Raw genomic sequence first — 19,410 nt, 5'->3', positions numbered from 1 at the left:
ATGACGAGGGGCGGCCGGAGCGCACCGGTGCCGCCGGGGGCGGGGCGGGGGCGGGGCGGTCAGGGTCGTACGGGGAGGCCAGGGACGTACGAAGGGGTCAGGGACGTACGAGGAGCTGGAACTCGAAGGAGTAGCGGGAGGGCCGGTAGGTGTGCGTGCCGTACTCCACCGCGCGGCCGGTGTCGTCGAAGGTGGTGCGCTGCATGGTGAGCAGCGGGGCGCCCTCGGCCTCGGCGAGCCGCTCGGCCTCCGCGGGCTCGGCGGCGCGGGCGCCGATGCACTGGCGGGCGCTGTGCAGGGTGATCCCGGCGGCGCGCATCAGCCGGTACAGGCCGGTGGCCTCCAGCTGGCCGGTGTCCAGGTCGAGCAGTCCGGGCGGCAGGTAGTTGGTCATGTACGCCATCGGCTCGCCGTGGGCCAGGCGCAGCCGTTCGACGCGGTGGACCTCCTCGCCCTCGGCCACCCCGAGGGCTGCGGCGACCTCGGGGGAGGCCGGGACCACCGTGTTGACCAGGACCTTCGTCGCCGGAAGCTGCCCGGCCGCCTCCAGGTCGTCGTAGAGGCTGCTCAGCTCCAGCGGGCGCCTGACCCGGCTGTGCACGACCTGCGTGCCGACACCGCGGCGGCGTACCAGGAGGCCCTTGTCGACCAGCGACTGGATGGCCTGGCGGACCGTGGGCCGGGACAGGCCGAGCCGTGCGGCGAGCTCGATCTCGTTGCCCAGGAGGCTGCCGGGGGTGAGGCTGCCGTGCTCGATCGCGGCCTCGAGCTGCTGGGACAGCTGGAAGTACAGCGGTACCGGGGAACTCCGGTCCACATGAAGCTCGAGTGGGACGGTGGGGTCCACTTCTGGTTTCGGCACGGCCCGAGCGTAGCTCCGCGGCCCGTTGACGGGAAGTCGTGTAGTCCGATTGTCCGGACAAGCGGATTGACAGGGTCCGGGGTCCGCCCTCACTTTGTTTCCATGCGCATCGGGGTCATCGGAACGGGCCGCATAGGCACCATCCACGCGAACACACTCAGCCGGCACCGCGAGGTCGGCTCACTGATCCTCACGGACGCCGATCCGGGGCGGGCACAGGCGCTCGCCCTGCGGCTCGGCGAGACGGCGGCCCCGGGGGTGGACGAGATCTTCACCTGGGGCGTGGACGCGGTCGTGATCACCACGGCGACCTCGGCCCACGCCGAACTGATCGGCCGGGCGGCGCGGTCGGGGCTGCCGGTGTTCTGCGAGAAACCGATCGCCCTGGATCTGCCGGGCACGTTACAGGCGCTCGCCGAGGTCGAAGCCGCCGGCACGGTGCTTCAGATGGGCTTCCAGCGCCGCTTCGACACGGGCTACGCGGGCGCGCGCGAGGCGGTGCGGTCGGGACGGCTCGGCCGTCTGCACACGGTCCGCGCGCTCACCTCCGACCAGGCACCGCCGCCGCCCGAGTGGCTCCCGCTGTCCGGCGGGCTGTTCCGGGACACCCTGATCCACGACTTCGACGTGCTGCGCTGGGTGACGGGCCGCGAGGTCGTCAGCGTGTACGCGGCCGGGTCCGACGCGGGCCCCGCGATGTTCCGCGCGGCGGGCGACGTCGACACCGGTGCGGCAGTGCTCACCCTCGACGACGGCACGCTCGCCACCGCCACCGCGACCCGCCTCAACGGCGCGGGCTACGACGTGCGCATGGAACTGGCCGGGGAGCGGGACCAGATCGTGGTCGGCCTCGACGACCGCACGCCGATCGCGTCCACCGAGCCGACCGGCCCACCGGCCGCGGACAAGCCGTGGCCCGACTTCCTGGAACGCTTCGGCCCCGCCTACGAGGCCGAACTGGCCGCGTTCGTACAGGTGCTGCACGGTGAGCGCCCCAACCCGTGCGACGGCCGCGAGGCCCTGCAGGCCCTGCGCATCGCCGAGGCCTGCGAGATCTCCCGCCGTGAACACCGCCCGGTGAGCCTGGCGGAGATCCCGGGCGGCGACCGGGCGATCTACCGGTGACGGACCGACAGCCACGTTGACCGCCACCCGTCCGCAGGCGCCGCCGCCGACAACCCCCGGCCCGTCCAGTGGAAGAATCGGCGATCATGCGTGCCGCCTATGTCGAACAGCTGGGGTCACCCGACGTCATCCGCTTCGGTGAGTTGCCCGCTCCCGTGCCGGGGCCGGGTGAGGTGCTGGTGGACGTGGTGGCCACCACGGTCAACCCGGTGGACACCTTCGTCCGGTCGGGGCTGTTCCGCACACCGCTGCCGTTCCCGTTCGTGGTCGGACGCGACCTGGTGGGAACGGTGGCGTCCGCGGGCTCCGGTTTCGCCGTCGGCGAGACGGTGTGGTGCAACAGCCTCGGCCACGACGGCCGGCAGGGAGCGGCCGCCGAACAGGCCGTGGTGCCCGCCGACCGCCTCTACCGGCTGCCGGCGGGCGTGCGCCCGGAGGAGGCGGTGGCCGTGTTCCACCCCGCCGCGACCGCGTATCTCGCCCTCTTCACACACGGCGGACTGCGCCCCGGCGAGACGGTCCTGGTCGGCGGCGCGGCCGGCAACGTGGGCGGCGCGCTGGTGGAGTTCGCGTACCGGGCGTACGCGCGGGTCCTCGCCACGGCCGCGCCGCACGACCACGAGCACGTCCGGTCCCTGGGCGCGGCGGAGGCGGTGGACTACCACGCCCCCGACCTCGCGGTGCGGCTGACGCGGCTCGCCCCGTCCGGCGTCGGCGTCCACGTCGACACCTCGGGACGCAACGACCTGAGGACCGCGGTCGACCTCCTCGCCCACCGCGGTCGCATCGTCGTCCTGTCCGGCGCCCGCGACGAGCCGACCCTGCCGGTCGGCCCGCTCTACATGAAGGACGGCTCCCTGCGCGGCTTCGCCATCTCCAACGCCACGGCCGCGGAGCTGGCCGAGGCGGCGGCCGCCGTCAACGACCTCCTGGCCTCCGGCGGACTGCGGCCCCGTTCGGTCGAGTACCACCCCCTGAGCGCCGCGGCGGAGATCCACCGGCGCATGGAGTGGGGCGAACTCCACGGGCGGCGTGCGGTGCTCCGTCCCTGACCGGAGCCGCCGGGCGCCCATCACCGGGATGGGGTGGCGGACCACGACGGCCTCCCCCGGCCCGATGAAGCAGACGCCGCCAGGACGGTCCGAGGCGCCGCCGCCAGAGCAACCGTCGGGGCCGGCACGACGACCCCGGCACCGCGAGGGAACCCCGCACGCCAGTTCACCCACCGCCCACTCCTTCTCCACCGGATGCCCACAAGCTTGACCTGGCTATGACAGAATCCGCCGACACCTCACGGCGCCACAGGAGTGCGATGGACGGTCGTATACCCGCAGGACCGCAGGTCTCGGCGGTCCGCACCTGGCTGCTCGTCGCGGCCATGTCCGCTCTCGCCCGGCTTCCTCTGTTCGGCCCCGTTCTCCTGATCGCGGCCGCGGGGGTGGCCTGGGGGTTCTGGCAGTTGGCCGCACTGTCGGTCCTGTGGATGCTGCCGGCCCTGCGCCAGGTCCTCCTGCCCGACGCCCTGCCGGGCAGGGCGGTACAGCCGGACGACCAGCCGGAACTGGCGGCCCTGGTACGGGACGTGGCCGCGCGGACCGGATTCGGTGCTCCGCTGCTGGTGCGGATCCTCCCGGAGCCGGTGGTGCTCACGTGCCGCGTGCGGGTCACGGGGGGACACGCCTACGCGCTGCTGCTCGGGCTGCCGCTGGTCCGGGCACTCTCGGCCACCCAACTGGCCGCGGTGATCGCGCACGAACTGGCCCACCAGCGCCACTTCGACGACCGTCGCTCCCGTGCCCTGCTCGCGGCACGCGGTGCGCTCGCCGAACGGCTGGAGTGGCGCGTGCGGCCGCCGGCCCCCTTGGCCGTTCCCCTGCTGCGGGCGACCCAACCATGGTTCTGGCAGGTGGAGTTGTCGGCCGACGCCGAGGCCGCTCGGGTGGTCGGCGGTACGGCGGTGCGCGAGGCCGTCGAGCAGGTCGCCGTGATCGAGACGGCTTTCGGCGGGATCGCGCAGGACTGGGTGGAGGACCTGGTCGAGGACGGCACGTACCCGGTGGACCTCTACGAGGCGTTCGACCTCGCCCTCCAGGATCCGCTGGTGCGGGGCCGGGCCGTCCACGAGGACGCCGAGGACCAGGCCCTGGACGTCCACGCGGCGTCCGCCCACCCGCCGTCGGCCGTGCGGATGGCCGCGCTGCCGCACTCCGGCAGTCATGCGGGGTACGGCTCGGCTCCGCTCGGCCTGCGGGACGCCGAGGCGGTCGCCCGGTGGTGCGTCCAACGCCTGGCCTGCGCGGACGGACCCGGTGGGACGCTCCAGGAGGGCGGCGGCGTCCGGGGCAGCGCTCTGCGGCCCGAGGACCTGAAGCCCGTGCGCCTGCTTGAACTCGACCCCGACAGGTTCCGCCTCCCTGCCGACGGCGGCCCCGGCGCGGCCGCGCTGCGGGCCGCGACCGGGCGGTCCTCCCCCGTCCGGGCCCTGCACGCGGCGCTGGACGCCGTCGCCGCCGCCGACTGGTACCGCCTGGCCCGCCGGATCGACTCTGGACTTCGGTGGCGGCCGGCCGCCGTGCGCAAGGCGGTCGGCCGCCAGGTCCTGGCCGGTGCCATGGGAGCGGCCCTGGCGCCGTTGCTGCTGGAGGCCGGCTGGTCCTACGCCGGCCGTTGGATGAGCACCGTGCTCAGGGCGCCGGACGGCGCGGTCGTCGACCTGTACGAGGTGCTCGTCACGGCCGTGGACGGCGGCGACCCGGCGCCCGTCCACGCCCTGCTGGAGAAGGCCGGGACCCAGAAGGCGGAGAGAACATGAGACGCCCCGGCCCCGCCCTGCGCGTCGCCCTGCTGGGCGTGACGGCCACCCTGACCGGATTCGCCCTGCTCGCCGGCTGGCTGGGTTTCCACGCGTACGCCTACGACAAGGCTCGCGAGCGCGCCACGGCCCGCACCACCGGCGTGGTCGTCGAGGACGGTATCGGGCAGGACGAGGACATCCGGGTGCGCTGGAGGGACCGCACGGGCCGGGAACACGTGCAGCGCTTCGGAATCTACGACACCGACCGCTACGCCAAGGACCGTGACTTCGCCGTCGTCTACGACCCGGACGAGGCGAACCCGCGGGGCTTTCCCGGCGACCCGGAGGAGACGTCCGCCGAGGACGACCTGCTCGTCCCCATCCTGCTCGCCGGGATCGCGGCCGCCGTGCTGTGCTCGGTGTGGGCCCGGCGTGGGGTGCGGTTCCGGCGGGCGGCGCGGCGGCCGGGCCGCCCGATGACCGCGACGGTGCACTTCGGTGTCCGGCCCGTCTCCGCGCAGGCGCTGTCGGAAACCCTGTGGCTGGCGCTCACCGAGGCGGGCGGGAGCGACCGGCCGAAGGCCTGGCAGCGGATCATGTGGCATCCCGCCCTCGACGATCTCCGCGGCCCGGTCGAGGTGAGCGCCCATCACCGAGCGGGCTCGCGCGGGGCGGTGGTGGTGCGGCTGCCGGACGGCACCCGGCTGGTGCCGCTGGGGCGCCTGCGGCGCCGTGCGCCGCGGCGCGTGTTCCTGGACGAGTACGCGGCGGTCCGTACGACGTTGAAGGACTCCTTCACCCCAGTCGACACCGCGGCGCTCTCCGCGCGGCCCTGGTGGTGGACGGGTGCACAGGGGGCCGCCGGCGGACTCGTCATGGGCGGCGTGGCGGGGGCCTTCCTCATCGGCGGGACCGCGGTGGCCGCCGTGGGCATGGCACTGTGCGCGGCCACGCTGCTCGCCGCACTGTGGGCGCTGAGCGCTCCGCTTCCCTGACCCGCACCGCCACCGGCGGCACGCACGACACCCACGGCGGCCGCCTGGCACACCCGCCCCGTCCGGGGCGGGTCCGGGCAGCAACTCGCCCCGCGGCCGGTGTGCGAGGGGGGTCCGCGGGGCGAGGGTGTGCGGTGGACGCGTGGTTCAGCAGCCGAAGTTGACGAGCTTGAACGTGACGTAGTGGTCCGCGGTGTAGTAGTCCTCCCGGGTCTTCTGGCCGGTGACTATGCGTCGGGCGCCACGGTCGGAGGCGCCGGGGGTGACGACCGTGTACTCGTGGTAGTACCCGTTCGACTGCTGGGGCAGGACACCTTCGCGGTTCTGGAAGACGACGCCGTCCTGGGAATACGGGAACGGACCGCCCTTGTCGATCAGACGGAGCGTGTCGTACGCCTGGGAGGGCAGCGCGCTGTAGCAGATGCTGCCGACCGCGGTCGCGGCGGCGTCAGCCGGGGCGGCGGCGACGGTACCGCCGACGAGGAGGGCGGACAGGAGGGCGCCGGCGGCGCCGATGCGGGTGCTGCGTGGGGGGAATCTCATGCGCCCATCATGACGCGCGTAGACACGGACATGTCAATGACAGGTTCATGGAATTCACCGTCAAGTTCGGTGAATTCGCGGGACGTTAATCCAGGCACGAGCCCTGCCTGGGGCGGGCGGGGCGTGCCGGTCCGTGCGGCCGGCCCGCCCCGCGGGTACGGACGGTCAGCCGCCCAGTTCCTGGTGGCGGGCCGCCAGAGCGGCCGCGCCCTGCTCGGTCAGCGCGCCGAACAGGCGGAGCCGGGAGATGCCCCCGTCCGGGAAGATGTCCACGCGCGCGTGCGTGCCGACGGCCACCGCGGGCAGCACGAAGCGGTGGTTGGTGTCGGGCTGGAGCCGGGTGCGCGGCAGGATCTCCGTCCACTCGCCGTCCTCACTGTCCTTGACAGAGACCGACGCCCAACCCGCGCTGTTGCCCTTGAGGTAGGCGGTGTCGATCTCCAGGGCGCGGATCCCGGTGTGCCCGGCGAGGCGGTAGCTGATCCAGTCGTGGCCCCGGTCACGGCGGCGGCGGGTCTCCCAGCCGTCGTCCATCTTGCGGGAGCGGCCCGGCTGGATGGTGTTGGTGGCGGGCGAGTAGAAGAGGTTGGAGGCGTCCTCGACGCTGCCGCCGTTCTCCAGCGCCACCACGTCGAAGGTGCCGAGCGCGGCCAGCCACGCCGGGTCGGGCACGACCTCGCCGTACACCCGCAGGCGCGCGATGCCGCCGTCGGGGTGCTGCTTGAGACGAAGGTGCGTGAAGCGCTGCTCGGCGTTCACCTCGAAGCCGTTGGCCGCGTGGCCGCCGACCTCGGTGCGCGGGACGAGGGTCGTCCACTTGACGTCGCCGGCGAGGAGTTCCTCGGGCGTGGGGGCGCCGTCGACCGAGGTGCCCTCGACGGAGACGGCCTGCGGGTAGTTGCCGCGGAAGTGGGCGGTGTCCACGACGACGCCGCGGACGACGCCGGGCGCGCCGAGCCGGATCAGCGCCCAGTCGTGGTCGTCCTCGGTGGGCCAGGGGTGCTCGGCCGACACACCGCGCCGGCGACGGGTCTCCCAGCCGTCCATGACCTTGCCCTTGTGCCCGAAGTCCTCGGGGTCGAACTCGGCGCGCTCGGGCACCAGCAGGTTCTCGCGCTGGGCGAAGAACTCGTCGTTGGCGGCGATGACGCCCGCGCCGAGCCGGCGGTCGGCCAGGTTGGCGTGCCTGGCGAAGGGAAGGTCGGTCGTACGGTAGTCGGCGTAGGGGTCGCCGCCGCCGTAGGGGTTCGCGTCGCCGGTGAAGCTCAGGGTCGCCGTCACGGTGATCAGTTCGTCCTTTCCAGGAGTCGGCCGGTGGGTTCGGTGAAGTGGTCCTCGAGCGCGGGGTCGTAGACGCGTTCGCCGCGCAGCCAGGTGGATTTCACGACGCCGCGCAGGGTCCTGCCCGCGTACGCGGTGATGCGGTTGCGGTGCTGGAGCGCGGCGGGGTCGACGGTGAAGGTCTCGTCGGTGGCCAGGACCGCGAAGTCCGCGTCCCGGCCGGGCGCGATGGCGCCCTTGCGGTCCAGACCGGCGAGGTGCGCGGTGCGTTCGGACATCCAGCGGACCACGTCCTCGATGCCGTGCCCGCGCCGGGACGCTTCGGTCCAGATGGCGGACAGGCTGAGCTGGAGCGAGGAGATGCCGCCCCAGGCGGTGGCGAAGTCGGAGGTCTTGAGGTCCACGGTGGACGGCGAGTGGTCGGTGACGACGCAGTCGATGGTGCCGTCGGCGAGCGCGGCCCAGAGCAGGTCCTGGTTGGCGGCCTCGCGGATCGGCGGGCAGCACTTGAACTCGCTGGCCCCGTCGGGCACTTCCTCGGCGGTGAGGGTGAGGTAGTGCGGGCAGGTCTCGACGCTGAGACGGACGCCCTCGCGCTTGGCGGCGGCGATCAGCGGCAGCGCGCCGGAGGAGGACAGGTGCAGGATGTGGACCCGCGCGCCGAGCCGGCCGGCCAGGGCGACGAGACCCTCGATGGCGCTGTCCTCGCAGGCCTGGGGGCGGGTCCGGAGGAAGTCGGCGTACTTCGGGCCGCTCAGCCGGGGGGCGATCCCGAGTTCGTGCGGATCCTCCGCGTGCACGATGAGCAGCCCGCCGAAGCCCGCGATCTCCGCCATGGAGGCGGTCAGCTGGTCGTGGTTCAGCTCGGGGAACTCGTCGACCCCGGACGGGGACAGGAAGCACTTGAAGCCGAAGACGCCCGCGTCGTGCAGGGGCCGCAGGTCCTTGACGTTGTCCGGGAGCGCGCCGCCCCAGAACCCGACGTCGATGTGCGCCTTGCTGCGGGCCACCTCCCGCTTGACACGCAGATGTTCGACGGTGGTCGTCGGCGGCAGCGAGTTGAGGGGCATGTCGACGAGGGTGGTGATGCCTCCGGCGGCGGCCGCCCGGGTGGCGGTCCAGAAGCCCTCCCAGTCGCTGCGCCCGGGGTCGTTCACATGGACATGGGTGTCGACGAGGCCGGGCAGCAGCGCGTCGTCGCCGACGTCCTCCAGCCGCGCCCCCGCCGGCACCTCGGCGTCGTGGGGCAGTACGGCCGCGATCCGGCCGTCGGCGACGGTGACGGACGCGGGGCGCACGCCCTCGGGGGTGACGACGCGTGTGGAGCGCAGTACGAGCTGTACGTCGGGCAACGGACGCCCCTCCTCTGGTGCTGTTCCTCTGTTCACTGTCGTTCACCTTCACTGTCGCCCACCCGCGAAATTCCGGAGAGCGGAAACGACTTTCCTGTAGACGGAGTCTTCATGGCCGAACCTCGTGAGTCAAGACCTTCTTGGCGGAGCGGACCTGGCCACCGACGGCCCGCGCGGGCCATGCGCGACCCGCGTCGCGCGGCCTGCGTCAACGCGTGCGCGGGGGCCAGTTGACCATCCGCTTGGGCCGCGGCGGCGCGTATGTGCGCACCTTGGAGGTGGACAGGCCCAGCCGGACGAGGGACTCGGCGATCGTCACGGCGGCGGTCACCCCGTCGACGACGGGGACCCCGGTGCGTTCGGCGACGCGCTCGGTGAGGCCGGACATGCCCCCGCAGCCGAGGCAGATCACCTCCGCCCGGTCCTCCTCCACCGCGCGGGCGGCCTGTTCGGCGATCGCCGCGACGGCGGCCTTCTCGTCCCGTTCCAGATCCAGTACGGCGAGCCCGCTGGCGCGCACGGAGGCGCACCGGGCGCTCAGCCCCGCGACCTGGAGGCGTTCCTCGATCAGCGGGACCGTGCGGTCCAGGCTGGTGACGACGGAGTAGGTACGGCCGAGAAACTGGGCGGTGCTCGCGGCGGCCTCGGTGATGTCGACGACGGGTACGTCGAGCAGTTCCTGGAGGCCCTCGCGGCCGTGCTCGCCGTATCCGGCCTGGATCACGGCGTCGAAGGGTTCGGGGTGGGCGCGGACGGTCTCCATCACGGCGACGGCCGCGAGGTAGCTCTCGTAGTTGCCCTCCACGGACTCCGCCCCGAAGGAGGGGGTCAGCGGGACGATCTCGGTGCCGGGTGACGCCGCAGCCGCCGCCTGCTCACCGATCGATTCGGTGATGGACCGGGTGGTGTTGACGTTCACGACGAGGATGCGCATGGTCGGCTTTCTGGGTGGTTCCGCTGGGGTGGTTCCGCTGAGTGGATCTGCCGGGCGGCTCGTGCGCGGCTGGTTCGCGGCTCATTCGGCGGCGACCGCGAGGGCCTCGCCGTCCACGTCCCGGATCAGGACATCGCGGTCGGCGACGGCCGCGTAGAGGGCGGCGGCGAGGATGGCACCGACAAACCAGGAGAAGCCGGCCACCGCGTGGAAGAAGGGCACCAGGGCGAGGACGACGGCGATGGCCGCGGAGGGCACGAAGGCCCAGACGGCCCGCGGGTTGTAGCCGTGGCGGTAGTGGTACTCGCCCCGCGCGTCCTCGGTGTAGAGGTCCGGCACGTTGACCCGGGCCCTGCGCAGCAGCCAGTAGTCGGCCATGATCACGCCGAAGAGCGGCCCGAGCAGGGCGCCGAGCCCGCCGAGGAAGTACTCCACCGCGATCGGGTTGTTGTAGAGGTTCCACGGCGTGATCACCAGGCCGGCGATCGCGCTCACCAGGCCGGCCCGGCGGAAGTTCAGCCGACGCGGGAAGAGGTTGACCAGCGCGTAGATCGGCGCCACGAAGTTGGCCAGCAGGTTGACCGCGACGGTCAGGGCGATGAGGGCGAGCGAGGCCGCCGCCAGCAGGATCATGTTCGGGATGGTGCGGACGATGTCCGTGGGGCTGGTGATGATCTGCCCGTCGAGCTTGAACTGCGCTCCGCAGAGGACCGCCACGATGACGGCGAAGAAGAGCATGTTCACCGGGATGCCGATCACGTTGCCGCGGACGATCGAGGCGCGGCTCCTGGCCGACCGGGTGAAGTCGCAGAAGTTCAGGACGAAGGTCCCGTAGATCACCACCCACAGCGCGGCCGCCTGGAGGACGTGCAGCCACATCGCGCCGCCCACGAGCGGGTGGCCGTCGGACAGGGAGATCGAGCCGCCCGCCCGGAAGAACATCCAGGCGGCCAGGGCGGACATGGTGATCAGGGTGGTGGGCGCGGCGAAGGCCATGTAGCGCCGGATCATCTGCATCCCGTAGCTCACGATGAGGACCTGGAGGAGCCACAGGGCGGTGAAGGTGAGCCAGCCGAGCAGGGTCTGGCCGAGCACGGAATGCGCCTGGAGGCGGCCGAGGCCGGGGAACATGGCCACCAGCAGCGCGCTCAGGACGGAGGAGGCGAGGTAGGTCTGGATGCCGAACCAGGCGATGGCGACGGCGCCGCGGACACCGGCCGGTATCTTCGCGCCCTTGATGCCGAACGCGATGCGGCTCATGACCGGGAAGGGGACGCCCGTTTTGTGTCCCATGAACCCGGACAGGGTGAGCAGGAGGAAGAGCAGAACGGAGGCGAGTGCGAAGGCGGCCAGGATGCCCCACACGTTCAGGCCGAGCGCGAACAGACCGATCGCGAAGGCGTAGTTTCCGAGGCTGTGCACATCATTGGCCCAGAGCGTGAAGACGTTGTAGGCGCCCCAACGGCGCCCTTCTTTCTTCGTGGGGGCGAGATCGTACGTGTACAGGCCGGAACTGGCAGTGCTGCCGGCATCCACGGACGATCGGTCATCCACAGCAGGAGGCATAGGGGGCTCCCGGGGAGGGAAGGTGGGGAACGTTCGGTGTTTTCCACAGAACGGAAGTAAACTTCCGGTGGACAGAACGTAGTTTTCGCCGAGAGCACCGTCAAGGGTTCGCCCGAAATGCAGACAAGGATATGGACAAACCCTTGCTGACCGCCAGGAACGACCCATGACGGACCTCGGTGGGTATCCGACCGGGCCGGTAGCATGCGGCCACACCCGCAGAAAGGAACGCGACGTGCCGCCGTCAGACGAGCGCAAGTCCTCCGCCTCCGCCGGCCCCACTGCCACTGGTGGGGTCCAGTCCCTCGAGCGTGCCTTCGACCTGCTCGAGCGGATGGCGGACGCCGGGGGCGAGGTGGGTCTGAGCGAGCTCTCCGCCGCGAGCGGGCTGCCGCTGCCCACCATCCACCGGCTGATGCGGACCCTGGTCGCCTGCGGCTATGTGCGGCAGCAGCCGAACCGGCGGTACTCGCTCGGTCCCCGCCTCATCCGCCTCGGCGAGTCCGCCTCGCGGCTGCTCGGCACGTGGGCCCGGCCGTATCTGGCCCGGCTGGTGGAGGAGACGGGCGAGACGGCGAACATGGCGCTGCTGGACGGCGACGAGATCGTCTACGTGGCGCAGGTGCCGTCCAAGCACTCCATGCGGATGTTCACCGAGGTGGGCCGCAGGGTGCTGCCGCACTCCACGGGTGTCGGCAAGGCCCTGCTCGCGCACACGTCCGACAGCGAGGTGCGCGCACTGCTGGCCCGCACCGGTATGCCGGCCGCCACGGACAGGACGATAACCACCCCGGAGGGGTTCCTGGCGGCGCTGGAGGAGGTGCGCCGGCTCGGCTACGCGGTCGACGACAACGAGCAGGAGGTCGGGGTCCGCTGCCTCGCGGTCACCGTCCCCGACAGCCCCACCGCCGCGGCGATCTCGATCTCCGGCCCGGCGGGCCGGGTCACGGACACGGCGACGGAACGGATCGTCCCGGTCCTCCAGCAGGTGGCGATCGAACTCTCCAAGGCCCTCGCCAGTTCGGGCCCGGCGGCCTGACTCCCGCCGGGAGGGCCGGCCCCTGCCCCCGGCTGATCGACTCACGCGCGACCTCGGCCGGCCGGCTTCTCCGCCGGCCCGGTTCCCGCTCCGTCGGGGGCCCCGCGTTCAGGCCTCTCCTCGCTCGCTCGGGCGACGTCCCGCGGCGCCGGGGAGGTCGGCGGTCGGAGGGGTCAGCCGTCCGTCTCTCATCTCCCGTACCGCGTCCACCGCACCCAGGTGCGCGCGGTCGTGGGTGACGAGGACGGTCGCCGTGCCTCGGGCGCGGGTGAGGCCGGTCAGCAGGTCGAGGACGGCGGCGCCGCGTTCGTGGTCGAGGGCGCTGGTGGGCTCGTCGACCAGGAGGACGGAGGGCTCGTTCACCAGCGCACGGGCGATGTTGACGCGCTGGCGCTGACCGCCGGAGAGCTGATGCGGACGCCGGTGCGCCAGGTCGGCGAGGCCCACGGCGGCCAGGAGTTCGCGGACCCGGCCCGCCACCGCCCGACGGCCGTCCAGACGGGCCATCACCTCCAGTTGCTCCGCGGCCGTCAGCGACGGCAGCAGGTTGGGCTGCTGGAAGACGATCCCGATGCCGCGGCGGCGCAGTACCGCCCGCTCCGCGGCGCTCAGCTCCCCGGTCGGCGTACCGTCCACACACACGCGTCCGCTGTCCGGCGTGATCAGCGTGGCCGCGACCGCGAGCAGGCTGGACTTGCCCGAGCCGGACGGCCCGGCCACCGCCGTGACCGTGCCCGCGGGCACCTCCAGGCTCACCCGGTCCAGGGCGGTGAGCCTGCCGTCGCCGTCGGGATAGGTCAGGGTGAGGTCGTCCAGGAGCAGACTCATCGCACGCCTCCCAGCGCGGTCAGCGGGTCGACGGCGGTGATCCGCCGGACGGAGAGGCCGGCGCCCAGCACGCCCAGGGCGGCCATCACCGCGGCGGGCAGCAGGACGGTCGGCAGATCGAGTACGAAAGGCACCGCGCCGCCCCGCACCAGCGCACCGGTCAGGGCCGCGAGCCCGGTGCCGAGCAGCGTCCCGGCGGCGAGCAGCGCCGCGGCCTGTCCCAGCGCGTCGCGCAGCAGGTGGCCGGTGGACGCCCCGAGCGCCTTCAGCACGGCGATGTCGGGGGACCGCTGGATCGTCCACACCGTGAAGAACGCCCCGACGACCAGCGCGGAGATGGCGAACAGGAAGCCGCGCATCAGTTGCAGCGAGCCGTTCTCCGCCTGGTAGGAGCCGATCGCGATCAGCGCGTCCTCCTTGACGAGGGACTTCGTGCCGGCGGCCCGGTCCCCGGCCGGGACGTCGGCACCCCGTGTGCGCAGCGCGATCACGGTCGCCCGGCCGCCGTCCCACGCCGTCCACACCACGGGCGTGTGGCTGTAGGAGGCACCACCCGCGACGGCCGCCACGGTCCAGGTGGCGGGGCCGAGACGGACCCGGTCCCCGGCGGCGACGCCGAGCTCGGACGCCGCCTTGGCGGAGAGCACGGCCCGCCCGGGTGCCACGCCGTCCGGTGCGATGCCGGCCGCCGGACGGACCGCGAACACGGACACCGCCGCCGTACGGCTTCCGGCGGTCGCGTCGAGCGTGCGGATCGCGACCGGCTCCGCGTACGGGACACGCTCCGCCCACCGCCGGACGGCCTCCGGCGGCAGCGAGGAACCGGTGAACGACACCGGCCGGCCGCCGGGCGGCGCGGCGAAGGCGAGATGGTCGGCGGGCAGGCCCTCCACCGCCGAGACGTTCTCCTGGGCGAGCCCGGCGGTGAGCCCGGACAGCAGCCCCACGAGCAGGGTGATCAGTGTGACCACGGCTCCCATCAGGGCGAACCGCCCCTTGGCGAACCGCAGGTCTCTCCATGCGACGAACATGTCCTCCACCCTGCGCGGCGCCGCCCCCGCCGGGCATCGCGCCGGGGCACGGCTGTCGCGGATCCAAGGACGCACCTGCCTTTCGAACTTTCGGTTGACCGGTGTCCCGCCCGGTCCGCCTACCCTGGATCCGTCATGGACGTCCGCCCCCACTCCCCCGTCGTCGTCACCCTGCGCCTGTGTCTGTACGCACTGTTCGCCGGTCTCCTGGTGCTCGCCGCAGCCCGCGCACACGGCCCGGCCACCGTGTCGGCGGCGCTGGGCACGGGCGCGGTGTTCGCCTGGGGGGTGCTGAGCCCGGCCACCCACCGGTCCCGGCGCGCGGCCGCGGTGTGGCTGGCAGCGCTCTGCGCGGCCTGGCTGGTGCTGCTCGCGCTCTCCCCGGAAGCCCTGTGGGCGGCCTTCCCGCTGTACTTCCTCCAGCTGCACCTGCTGCCGGTGCGCTGGAGCCTGCCCGCGGTCGGGGCGACCGCGGGCGCGGCCATCGCCGGTTTCCTCGGACACGGGGAGCGGCTCACCGCCGGCGCCTTCATCGGCCCGCTGCTCGGCGCGGGGGTGGCCGTCGCCACGGTCCTCGGCTACGAGGCCCTGTACCGGGAGAGCGAGCGGCGCCGTGCGCTGATCGAGGAGCTGGTGGCCACCCGCGCCGAACTGGCCGACGCCGAGCGCACCGCCGGCACGCTCGCCGAGCGGGAGCGGCTGGCCCGGGAGATCCACGACACGCTCGCCCAGGGCCTGTCCAGCATCCAGCTGCTGCTGCGTGCCGCCCAGCGCGCGCTGCCCGACGGCTCCCCGGCCGCCGCCGCGCACATCGAGCAGGCCCGCGCGACCGCGCAGGACAACCTCGCCGAGGCCCGCCGCTTCGTGCACGCGCTGACCCCGCCGGACCTGGAACGCGGCTCGCTGTCCGGAGCCCTGGAACGGCTGTGCTCGAGCGTGGCCGCCCCGCCCGAGGTCCGTTTCACGGTGAGCGGCACTCCGGCCGAGCTGCCCACCCCGTACGAAGTGGCGCTGCTCAGGATCGCCCAGTCGGCGGTCGGCAACACCCTGCGGCACGCCCGCGCCCGCCGCGCTGAGATCACCCTGAGCTTCATGGACACGGTGGTGGCGTTGGACGTCGTCGACGACGGTTCCGGTTTTGATCCCGGCGCCGAGCACACCGCCGCACGGAACGGCCGGGCGGTGGACGGCGGCTTCGGACTGCCCGCGATGCGCTCGCGGGCCGAGGCGCTGGGCGGGACGTTCGCCGTGGAGTCGGCCCCCGGCCAGGGCGCCGCGGTGGCGGTCACGCTGCCGTACCCGGACTCCGAGGGCGGCGCATGACGATCCGGCTGCTGCTGGCGGACGACCATCCCGTGGTCCGTGCGGGCCTGACGGCGGTGCTGTCCACCGAGCCCGACTTCGAGATCGTCGGGGAGGCGCCGACCGCGGAGCGCGCCGTGGAGCTGGCCGCGGCGGGCGGTGTGGACGTGGTGCTGATGGATCTGCAGTTCGGCACCGGGGGCGCGCACGGCGCGGAGGCGACGGCGGCGATCACCGCCCGGCCCGGCGCCCCACGCGTCCTGGTGCTGACCACGTACGACACCGACGCGGACATCCTCGCCGCGGTGGAGGCCGGCGCGGCGGGCTACCTCCTGAAGGACGCGCCGCCGCAGGAGCTGGCCGCCGCGGTGCGCACCGCCGCCTCCGGCCGCTCGGCCCTCGCCCCCGCGGTCGCCCACCGTCTGATGGACCGCATGCGCACGCCCGCGGCCGCCCTCAGCCGCCGCGAGCTGGAAGTGCTGGAACTGGTCCGCGACGGCCTGTCCAACCTTCAGATCAGCAAGCGCCTGTTCCTGAGCCAGGCCACGGTGAAGTCCCATCTGGTGCACATCTACGCCAAGTTGGGCGTGGAGTCGCGTACCGCGGCGGTGGCGGCGGCGACCGGGCAGGGCCTCATCCGGCGCCTGAGACCGTGACGGGGCACGAGCGGGCCCGGGCCCGGGCGCGGGTACACGCTCGGACGGGCCCGGGCGGCGCGGGCTCCGGCGCCGACCATGGCTGACGGGCCCGTCAACCGCGGGGCGGCTCCGCGAACAGGTCCACCGCCGCACGCACCTGGGACAGTCCGCGCGCCAGGGCGCTGACCGAGCCGATGGCTCCGGCGATCAGCAGCAGGGAGCGGCGCAGCCGCGGGATCTCGGGAGTGCCGTGGGCGGCCATCGCGGCAAGCGCGGCCAGTTCGTCCTCGGCGATGGCGCGGTCGGAGAACTCCGCCGGATGCGCGGCGAGTTCGCGGCGCAGCCGAGCCACGGCGGTCCGCAGCTCCGTCACCCTGGGGTCCTCTTTGCCGCCGGTCACCGGCCGTCGGTCCAAGCTCCGCAACACAGCCCCTCCCCCTCGCACGCCGTTGTGCGCCGTCCCCTCCGTGGTCCCGTCGGACATCCCTGTCGAGCGGGTAGGGCGCCGGGGGACGCCGATCAGTAAACGCCACGCGGACCGGGGTGCGCCACAGCGGGGACCGAAATTCAGCCCCCGCACAGGGGCGCGACCGCAGGGGGGTCCGGTATGCAGGACCCATGACACGCGCAGAGGACGAGATCGCGGGACTGGTGCTGGCGGCCGGTGGCGGGCGGCGGCTCGGCGGACGGCCCAAGGCGCTGCTCACGCATCGGGGCCGGCCACTGGTGGAGCACGCGGTCGGGATCCTGCGGGCGGCCGGGTGCGCGCGCGTCCACGTGGTCCTGGGCGCGCGGTCGGCCGAGGTGCGGCGGCGGGCGGCACTGGCCGGCTGTGTGCTCGTGGACAACCCGCGCTGGGAGCAGGGCATGGGCTCCTCGCTGCGCGCCGGACTCGACTCCCTGTCCGGCACGGGGGCCCGGGCGGCCCTGGTCCTGCTCGTGGACCAGCCCGGCGTGGGCGCCGAGGCGGTGGCCCGGGTGCGGGCCGCGTACCGGGACGAGGGCTCGCTGGTCTCGGCGGCGTACGACGGGGTGCGCGGCCATCCGGTCCTGCTCGGGGCGGCCCACTGGGACGGCGTCGCGGCGAGTGCGACCGGCGACCGGGGGGCACGCGCCTATCTGAGGGCGCACGAGAGAGCGATCGTCCTCGTCGAGTGCGGGGACGTGGCGCGGGCGTACGACATCGACACCGAGGCCGATCTGGACCACCTTGAGTGAGGGGGATGGCACCGAGCGCCACCTTCCCTCGACCCGAAGAATCTCGACGTCAACACATCTTGAACTTCCACCATGAGGAAACTACTATCCACATTTCAGAAGCTCCCGCCTGCCCCGCGGGTGCGATATGCCGCATTGATCGCTCTTGGCACCCGGTGCCGCGGCATGGTGGCACCGAACACGTGGTTCGCTGAAGAAGCTCCCCCGAAGGAAGTGACAGCTCATGTCCGCACCAGCGCCGTCCCCGCTGGCCATCGTCGACGCCGAGCCCCTGCCCCGGCAGGACGAGGTCCTCTCCGACGCGGCGCTCGCCTTCGTGGCCGAGCTGCACCGGCGGTTCACGCCGCGCCGCGACGAACTCCTCGCCCACCGGGCGCGGCGCCGCGCCGAGATCGCCCGCACCTCCACGCTCGACTTCCTCCCGGAGACGGCCGCGATCCGCGCGGACGACTCCTGGAAGGTCGCCCCGGCCCCCGCCGCCCTGAACGACCGCCGGGTCGAGATCACCGGTCCCACCGACCGCAAGATGACCATCAACGCGCTCAACTCGGGCGCGCGGGTCTGGCTCGCCGACTTCGAGGACGCCTCCGCCCCCACCTGGGAGAACGTCGTCCTCGGCCAGCTCAACCTGATCGACGCCTACACCCGGAACATCGACTTCACGGACCCCGGCTCCGGCAAGTCCTACGCGCTGCGCCCGAACGAGGAACTGGCCACGGTCGTCATGCGCCCGCGCGGCTGGCACCTGGACGAGCGCCACCTCGTCGACGCGGACGGCACGCAGGTGCCCGGCGCCCTCGTCGACTTCGGCCTGTACTTCTTCCACAACGCCCAGCGCCTGCTCGACCTCGGCAAGGGCCCGTACTTCTACCTCCCGAAGACGGAGTCGCACCTGGAGGCGCGACTGTGGAACGACGTGTTCGTCTTCGCCCAGGACTACGTCGGCGTCCCGCAGGGCACCGTGCGCGCCACCGTCCTGATCGAGACGATCACGGCCGCGTACGAGATGGAGGAGATCCTCTACGAACTGCGCGACCACGCCTCCGGCCTGAACGCGGGCCGCTGGGACTACCTGTTCTCCATCGTCAAGAACTTCCGTGACGGCGGGCCCCGGTTCGTCCTGCCGGACCGCAACGCGGTCACGATGACGGCCCCGTTCATGCGCGCCTACACCGAACTCCTCGTGCGCACCTGCCACAGGCGCGGCGCGCACGCGATCGGCGGCATGGCGGCCTTCATCCCGTCCCGCCGGGACGCCGAGGTCAACAAGGTGGCCTTCGAGAAGGTCCGCGCCGACAAGGACCGCGAGGCCGGCGACGGCTTCGACGGCTCCTGGGTGGCCCACCCCGACCTGGTGCCGATCTGCCGGGAGTCCTTCGACAAGGTCCTCGGCGACAGGCCGAACCAGAAGGACCGGCTGCGCGAGGACGTGCACGTGGAGGCGGCCGACCTGATCGCGGTCGACTCGCTCGACGCGAAGCCGACGTACGCGGGCCTGGTCAACGCCGTCCAGGTCGGCATCCGTTACATCGAGGCCTGGCTGCGTGGACTGGGCGCGGTCGCGATCTTCAACCTGATGGAGGACGCGGCCACCGCGGAGATCTCCCGCTCGCAGATCTGGCAGTGGATCAACGCGGGCGTGGAGTTCGAGAACGGCGAGAAGGTCACGCCGGAGCTGGCCCGCAAGATCGCCGCCGAGGAACTGGAGAACATCCGCAAGGAGATCGGCGACGAGGCCTTCGCCGCCGGTCACTGGCAGCAGGCCCACGACCTGCTGCTCCAGGTCTCCCTCGACGAGGACTACGCCGACTTCCTGACCCTGCCGGCGTACCAGCAGCTCAGGGGCTGACGACCACACCGCGCGCAGCGGCCCCGGAACGCTCCGGGGCCGCTCGCCGTCGT

The 19,410-nt window shown here is 72.9% G+C and carries 18 protein-coding genes; 9 read left to right on the top strand and 9 right to left on the bottom strand.

The window, feature by feature from the left end; genetic code table 11:
* Nucleotides 1-97: 97 nt before the first annotated feature.
* A complete protein-coding gene (locus ACTYVM_RS13085; RefSeq protein WP_400027712.1) occupies nt 98-847 on the bottom strand; it encodes a GntR family transcriptional regulator in 750 nt (249 codons plus the stop codon).
* Nucleotides 848-964: 117 nt separating this feature from the next.
* Between ACTYVM_RS13085 and ACTYVM_RS13080 the strand changes: the two genes are divergently transcribed.
* From ACTYVM_RS13080 to ACTYVM_RS13065, 4 genes are all read left to right on the top strand, one after another.
* Nucleotides 965-1,987, top strand: a complete 1,023-nt coding sequence (locus ACTYVM_RS13080; RefSeq protein ID WP_445526109.1) for a Gfo/Idh/MocA family protein — start codon at nt 965-967, stop codon at nt 1,985-1,987.
* An 86-nt stretch (nt 1,988-2,073) separates the two neighbouring features.
* On the top strand, nt 2,074-3,039 hold the full coding sequence (locus ACTYVM_RS13075; RefSeq protein WP_445526108.1) for an NADPH:quinone reductase: 966 nt from the start codon (nt 2,074-2,076) through the stop codon (nt 3,037-3,039).
* Nucleotides 3,040-3,299: 260 nt separating this feature from the next.
* Nucleotides 3,300-4,799, top strand: a complete 1,500-nt coding sequence (locus tag ACTYVM_RS13070; protein WP_445526107.1) for a M48 family metallopeptidase — start codon at nt 3,300-3,302, stop codon at nt 4,797-4,799.
* Nucleotides 4,796-5,776 carry a hypothetical protein gene (locus tag ACTYVM_RS13065; RefSeq protein ID WP_445526106.1) on the top strand — a complete coding sequence of 327 codons (981 nt, stop codon included), beginning with the start codon at nt 4,796-4,798 and terminating at the stop codon, nt 5,774-5,776. The genes ACTYVM_RS13070 and ACTYVM_RS13065 overlap by 4 nt, the downstream gene beginning before the upstream one ends.
* 147 nt (nt 5,777-5,923) lie before the next feature.
* On the opposite strand, the gene ACTYVM_RS13060 is transcribed toward ACTYVM_RS13065, so the two are convergent.
* The 5 genes from ACTYVM_RS13060 to ACTYVM_RS13040 all read right to left on the bottom strand — a co-directional run bounded on the left by ACTYVM_RS13060 (nt 5,924) and on the right by ACTYVM_RS13040 (nt 11,452).
* On the bottom strand, nt 5,924-6,319 hold the full coding sequence (locus tag ACTYVM_RS13060) for a guanyl-specific ribonuclease (protein WP_445526105.1): 396 nt from the start codon (nt 6,317-6,319) through the stop codon (nt 5,924-5,926).
* A 165-nt stretch (nt 6,320-6,484) separates the two neighbouring features.
* Nucleotides 6,485-7,600: an allantoicase gene (gene alc / locus ACTYVM_RS13055; protein WP_445526104.1), complete on the bottom strand. Its 1,116-nt coding sequence runs from the start codon at nt 7,598-7,600 to the stop codon at nt 6,485-6,487.
* 5 nt (nt 7,601-7,605) lie between these two features.
* Nucleotides 7,606-8,952, bottom strand: coding sequence for an allantoinase AllB (allB, locus tag ACTYVM_RS13050; protein ID WP_445526103.1), 1,347 nt, complete (start codon nt 8,950-8,952; stop codon nt 7,606-7,608).
* A gap of 208 nt (nt 8,953-9,160) precedes the next feature.
* A complete protein-coding gene (locus tag ACTYVM_RS13045; protein WP_400027388.1) occupies nt 9,161-9,886 on the bottom strand; it encodes an aspartate/glutamate racemase family protein in 726 nt (241 codons plus the stop codon).
* A gap of 81 nt (nt 9,887-9,967) precedes the next feature.
* Entirely contained in the window at nt 9,968-11,452 is a 1,485-nt protein-coding gene (locus ACTYVM_RS13040) for an NCS1 family nucleobase:cation symporter-1 (protein ID WP_445526102.1), read from the bottom strand.
* A 235-nt stretch (nt 11,453-11,687) separates the two neighbouring features.
* Between ACTYVM_RS13040 and ACTYVM_RS13035 the strand changes: the two genes are divergently transcribed.
* Complete coding sequence (locus tag ACTYVM_RS13035) at nt 11,688-12,491, top strand: IclR family transcriptional regulator (protein WP_445526101.1); 804 nt, start codon at nt 11,688-11,690, stop codon at nt 12,489-12,491.
* 108 nt (nt 12,492-12,599) lie between these two features.
* Here ACTYVM_RS13035 and ACTYVM_RS13030 read toward each other — a convergent pair whose 3' ends face one another.
* A complete protein-coding gene (locus ACTYVM_RS13030; RefSeq protein ID WP_445526100.1) occupies nt 12,600-13,319 on the bottom strand; it encodes an ABC transporter ATP-binding protein in 720 nt (239 codons plus the stop codon).
* Complete coding sequence (locus ACTYVM_RS13025; RefSeq protein ID WP_445526099.1) at nt 13,316-14,350, bottom strand: ABC transporter permease; 1,035 nt, start codon at nt 14,348-14,350, stop codon at nt 13,316-13,318. Before ACTYVM_RS13025 ends, ACTYVM_RS13030 begins: the two co-directional genes overlap by 4 nt.
* A gap of 135 nt (nt 14,351-14,485) precedes the next feature.
* Between ACTYVM_RS13025 and ACTYVM_RS13020 the strand changes: the two genes are divergently transcribed.
* Nucleotides 14,486-15,673: a sensor histidine kinase gene (locus ACTYVM_RS13020; protein ID WP_445526098.1), complete on the top strand. Its 1,188-nt coding sequence runs from the start codon at nt 14,486-14,488 to the stop codon at nt 15,671-15,673.
* Complete coding sequence (locus ACTYVM_RS13015; RefSeq protein WP_445526097.1) at nt 15,670-16,308, top strand: response regulator; 639 nt, start codon at nt 15,670-15,672, stop codon at nt 16,306-16,308. Before ACTYVM_RS13020 ends, ACTYVM_RS13015 begins: the two co-directional genes overlap by 4 nt.
* 94 nt (nt 16,309-16,402) lie before the next feature.
* Here ACTYVM_RS13015 and ACTYVM_RS13010 read toward each other — a convergent pair whose 3' ends face one another.
* Nucleotides 16,403-16,717, bottom strand: a complete 315-nt coding sequence (locus ACTYVM_RS13010) for a DUF5955 family protein (protein WP_445526096.1) — start codon at nt 16,715-16,717, stop codon at nt 16,403-16,405.
* 191 nt (nt 16,718-16,908) lie between these two features.
* On the opposite strand from ACTYVM_RS13010, the gene ACTYVM_RS13005 reads away from it, so the two are divergent.
* Nucleotides 16,909-17,508 (top strand): nucleotidyltransferase family protein, encoded by a 600-nt coding sequence (locus tag ACTYVM_RS13005; RefSeq protein ID WP_445526095.1) that lies wholly within the window; start codon nt 16,909-16,911, stop codon nt 17,506-17,508.
* Between the two features lie 223 nt (nt 17,509-17,731).
* The gene (aceB, locus tag ACTYVM_RS13000) at nt 17,732-19,357 is read left to right on the top strand and encodes a malate synthase A (protein WP_445526094.1); all 1,626 of its coding nucleotides are present in this window, start codon (nt 17,732-17,734) and stop codon (nt 19,355-19,357) included.
* Nucleotides 19,358-19,410 lie beyond the last annotated feature (53 nt).

It is taken from the genome of Streptomyces cyslabdanicus (assembly GCF_052663305.1).
Note: the sequence above shows the minus strand (reverse complement) of the source record. Positions and strands in the feature narration are given on the sequence as shown.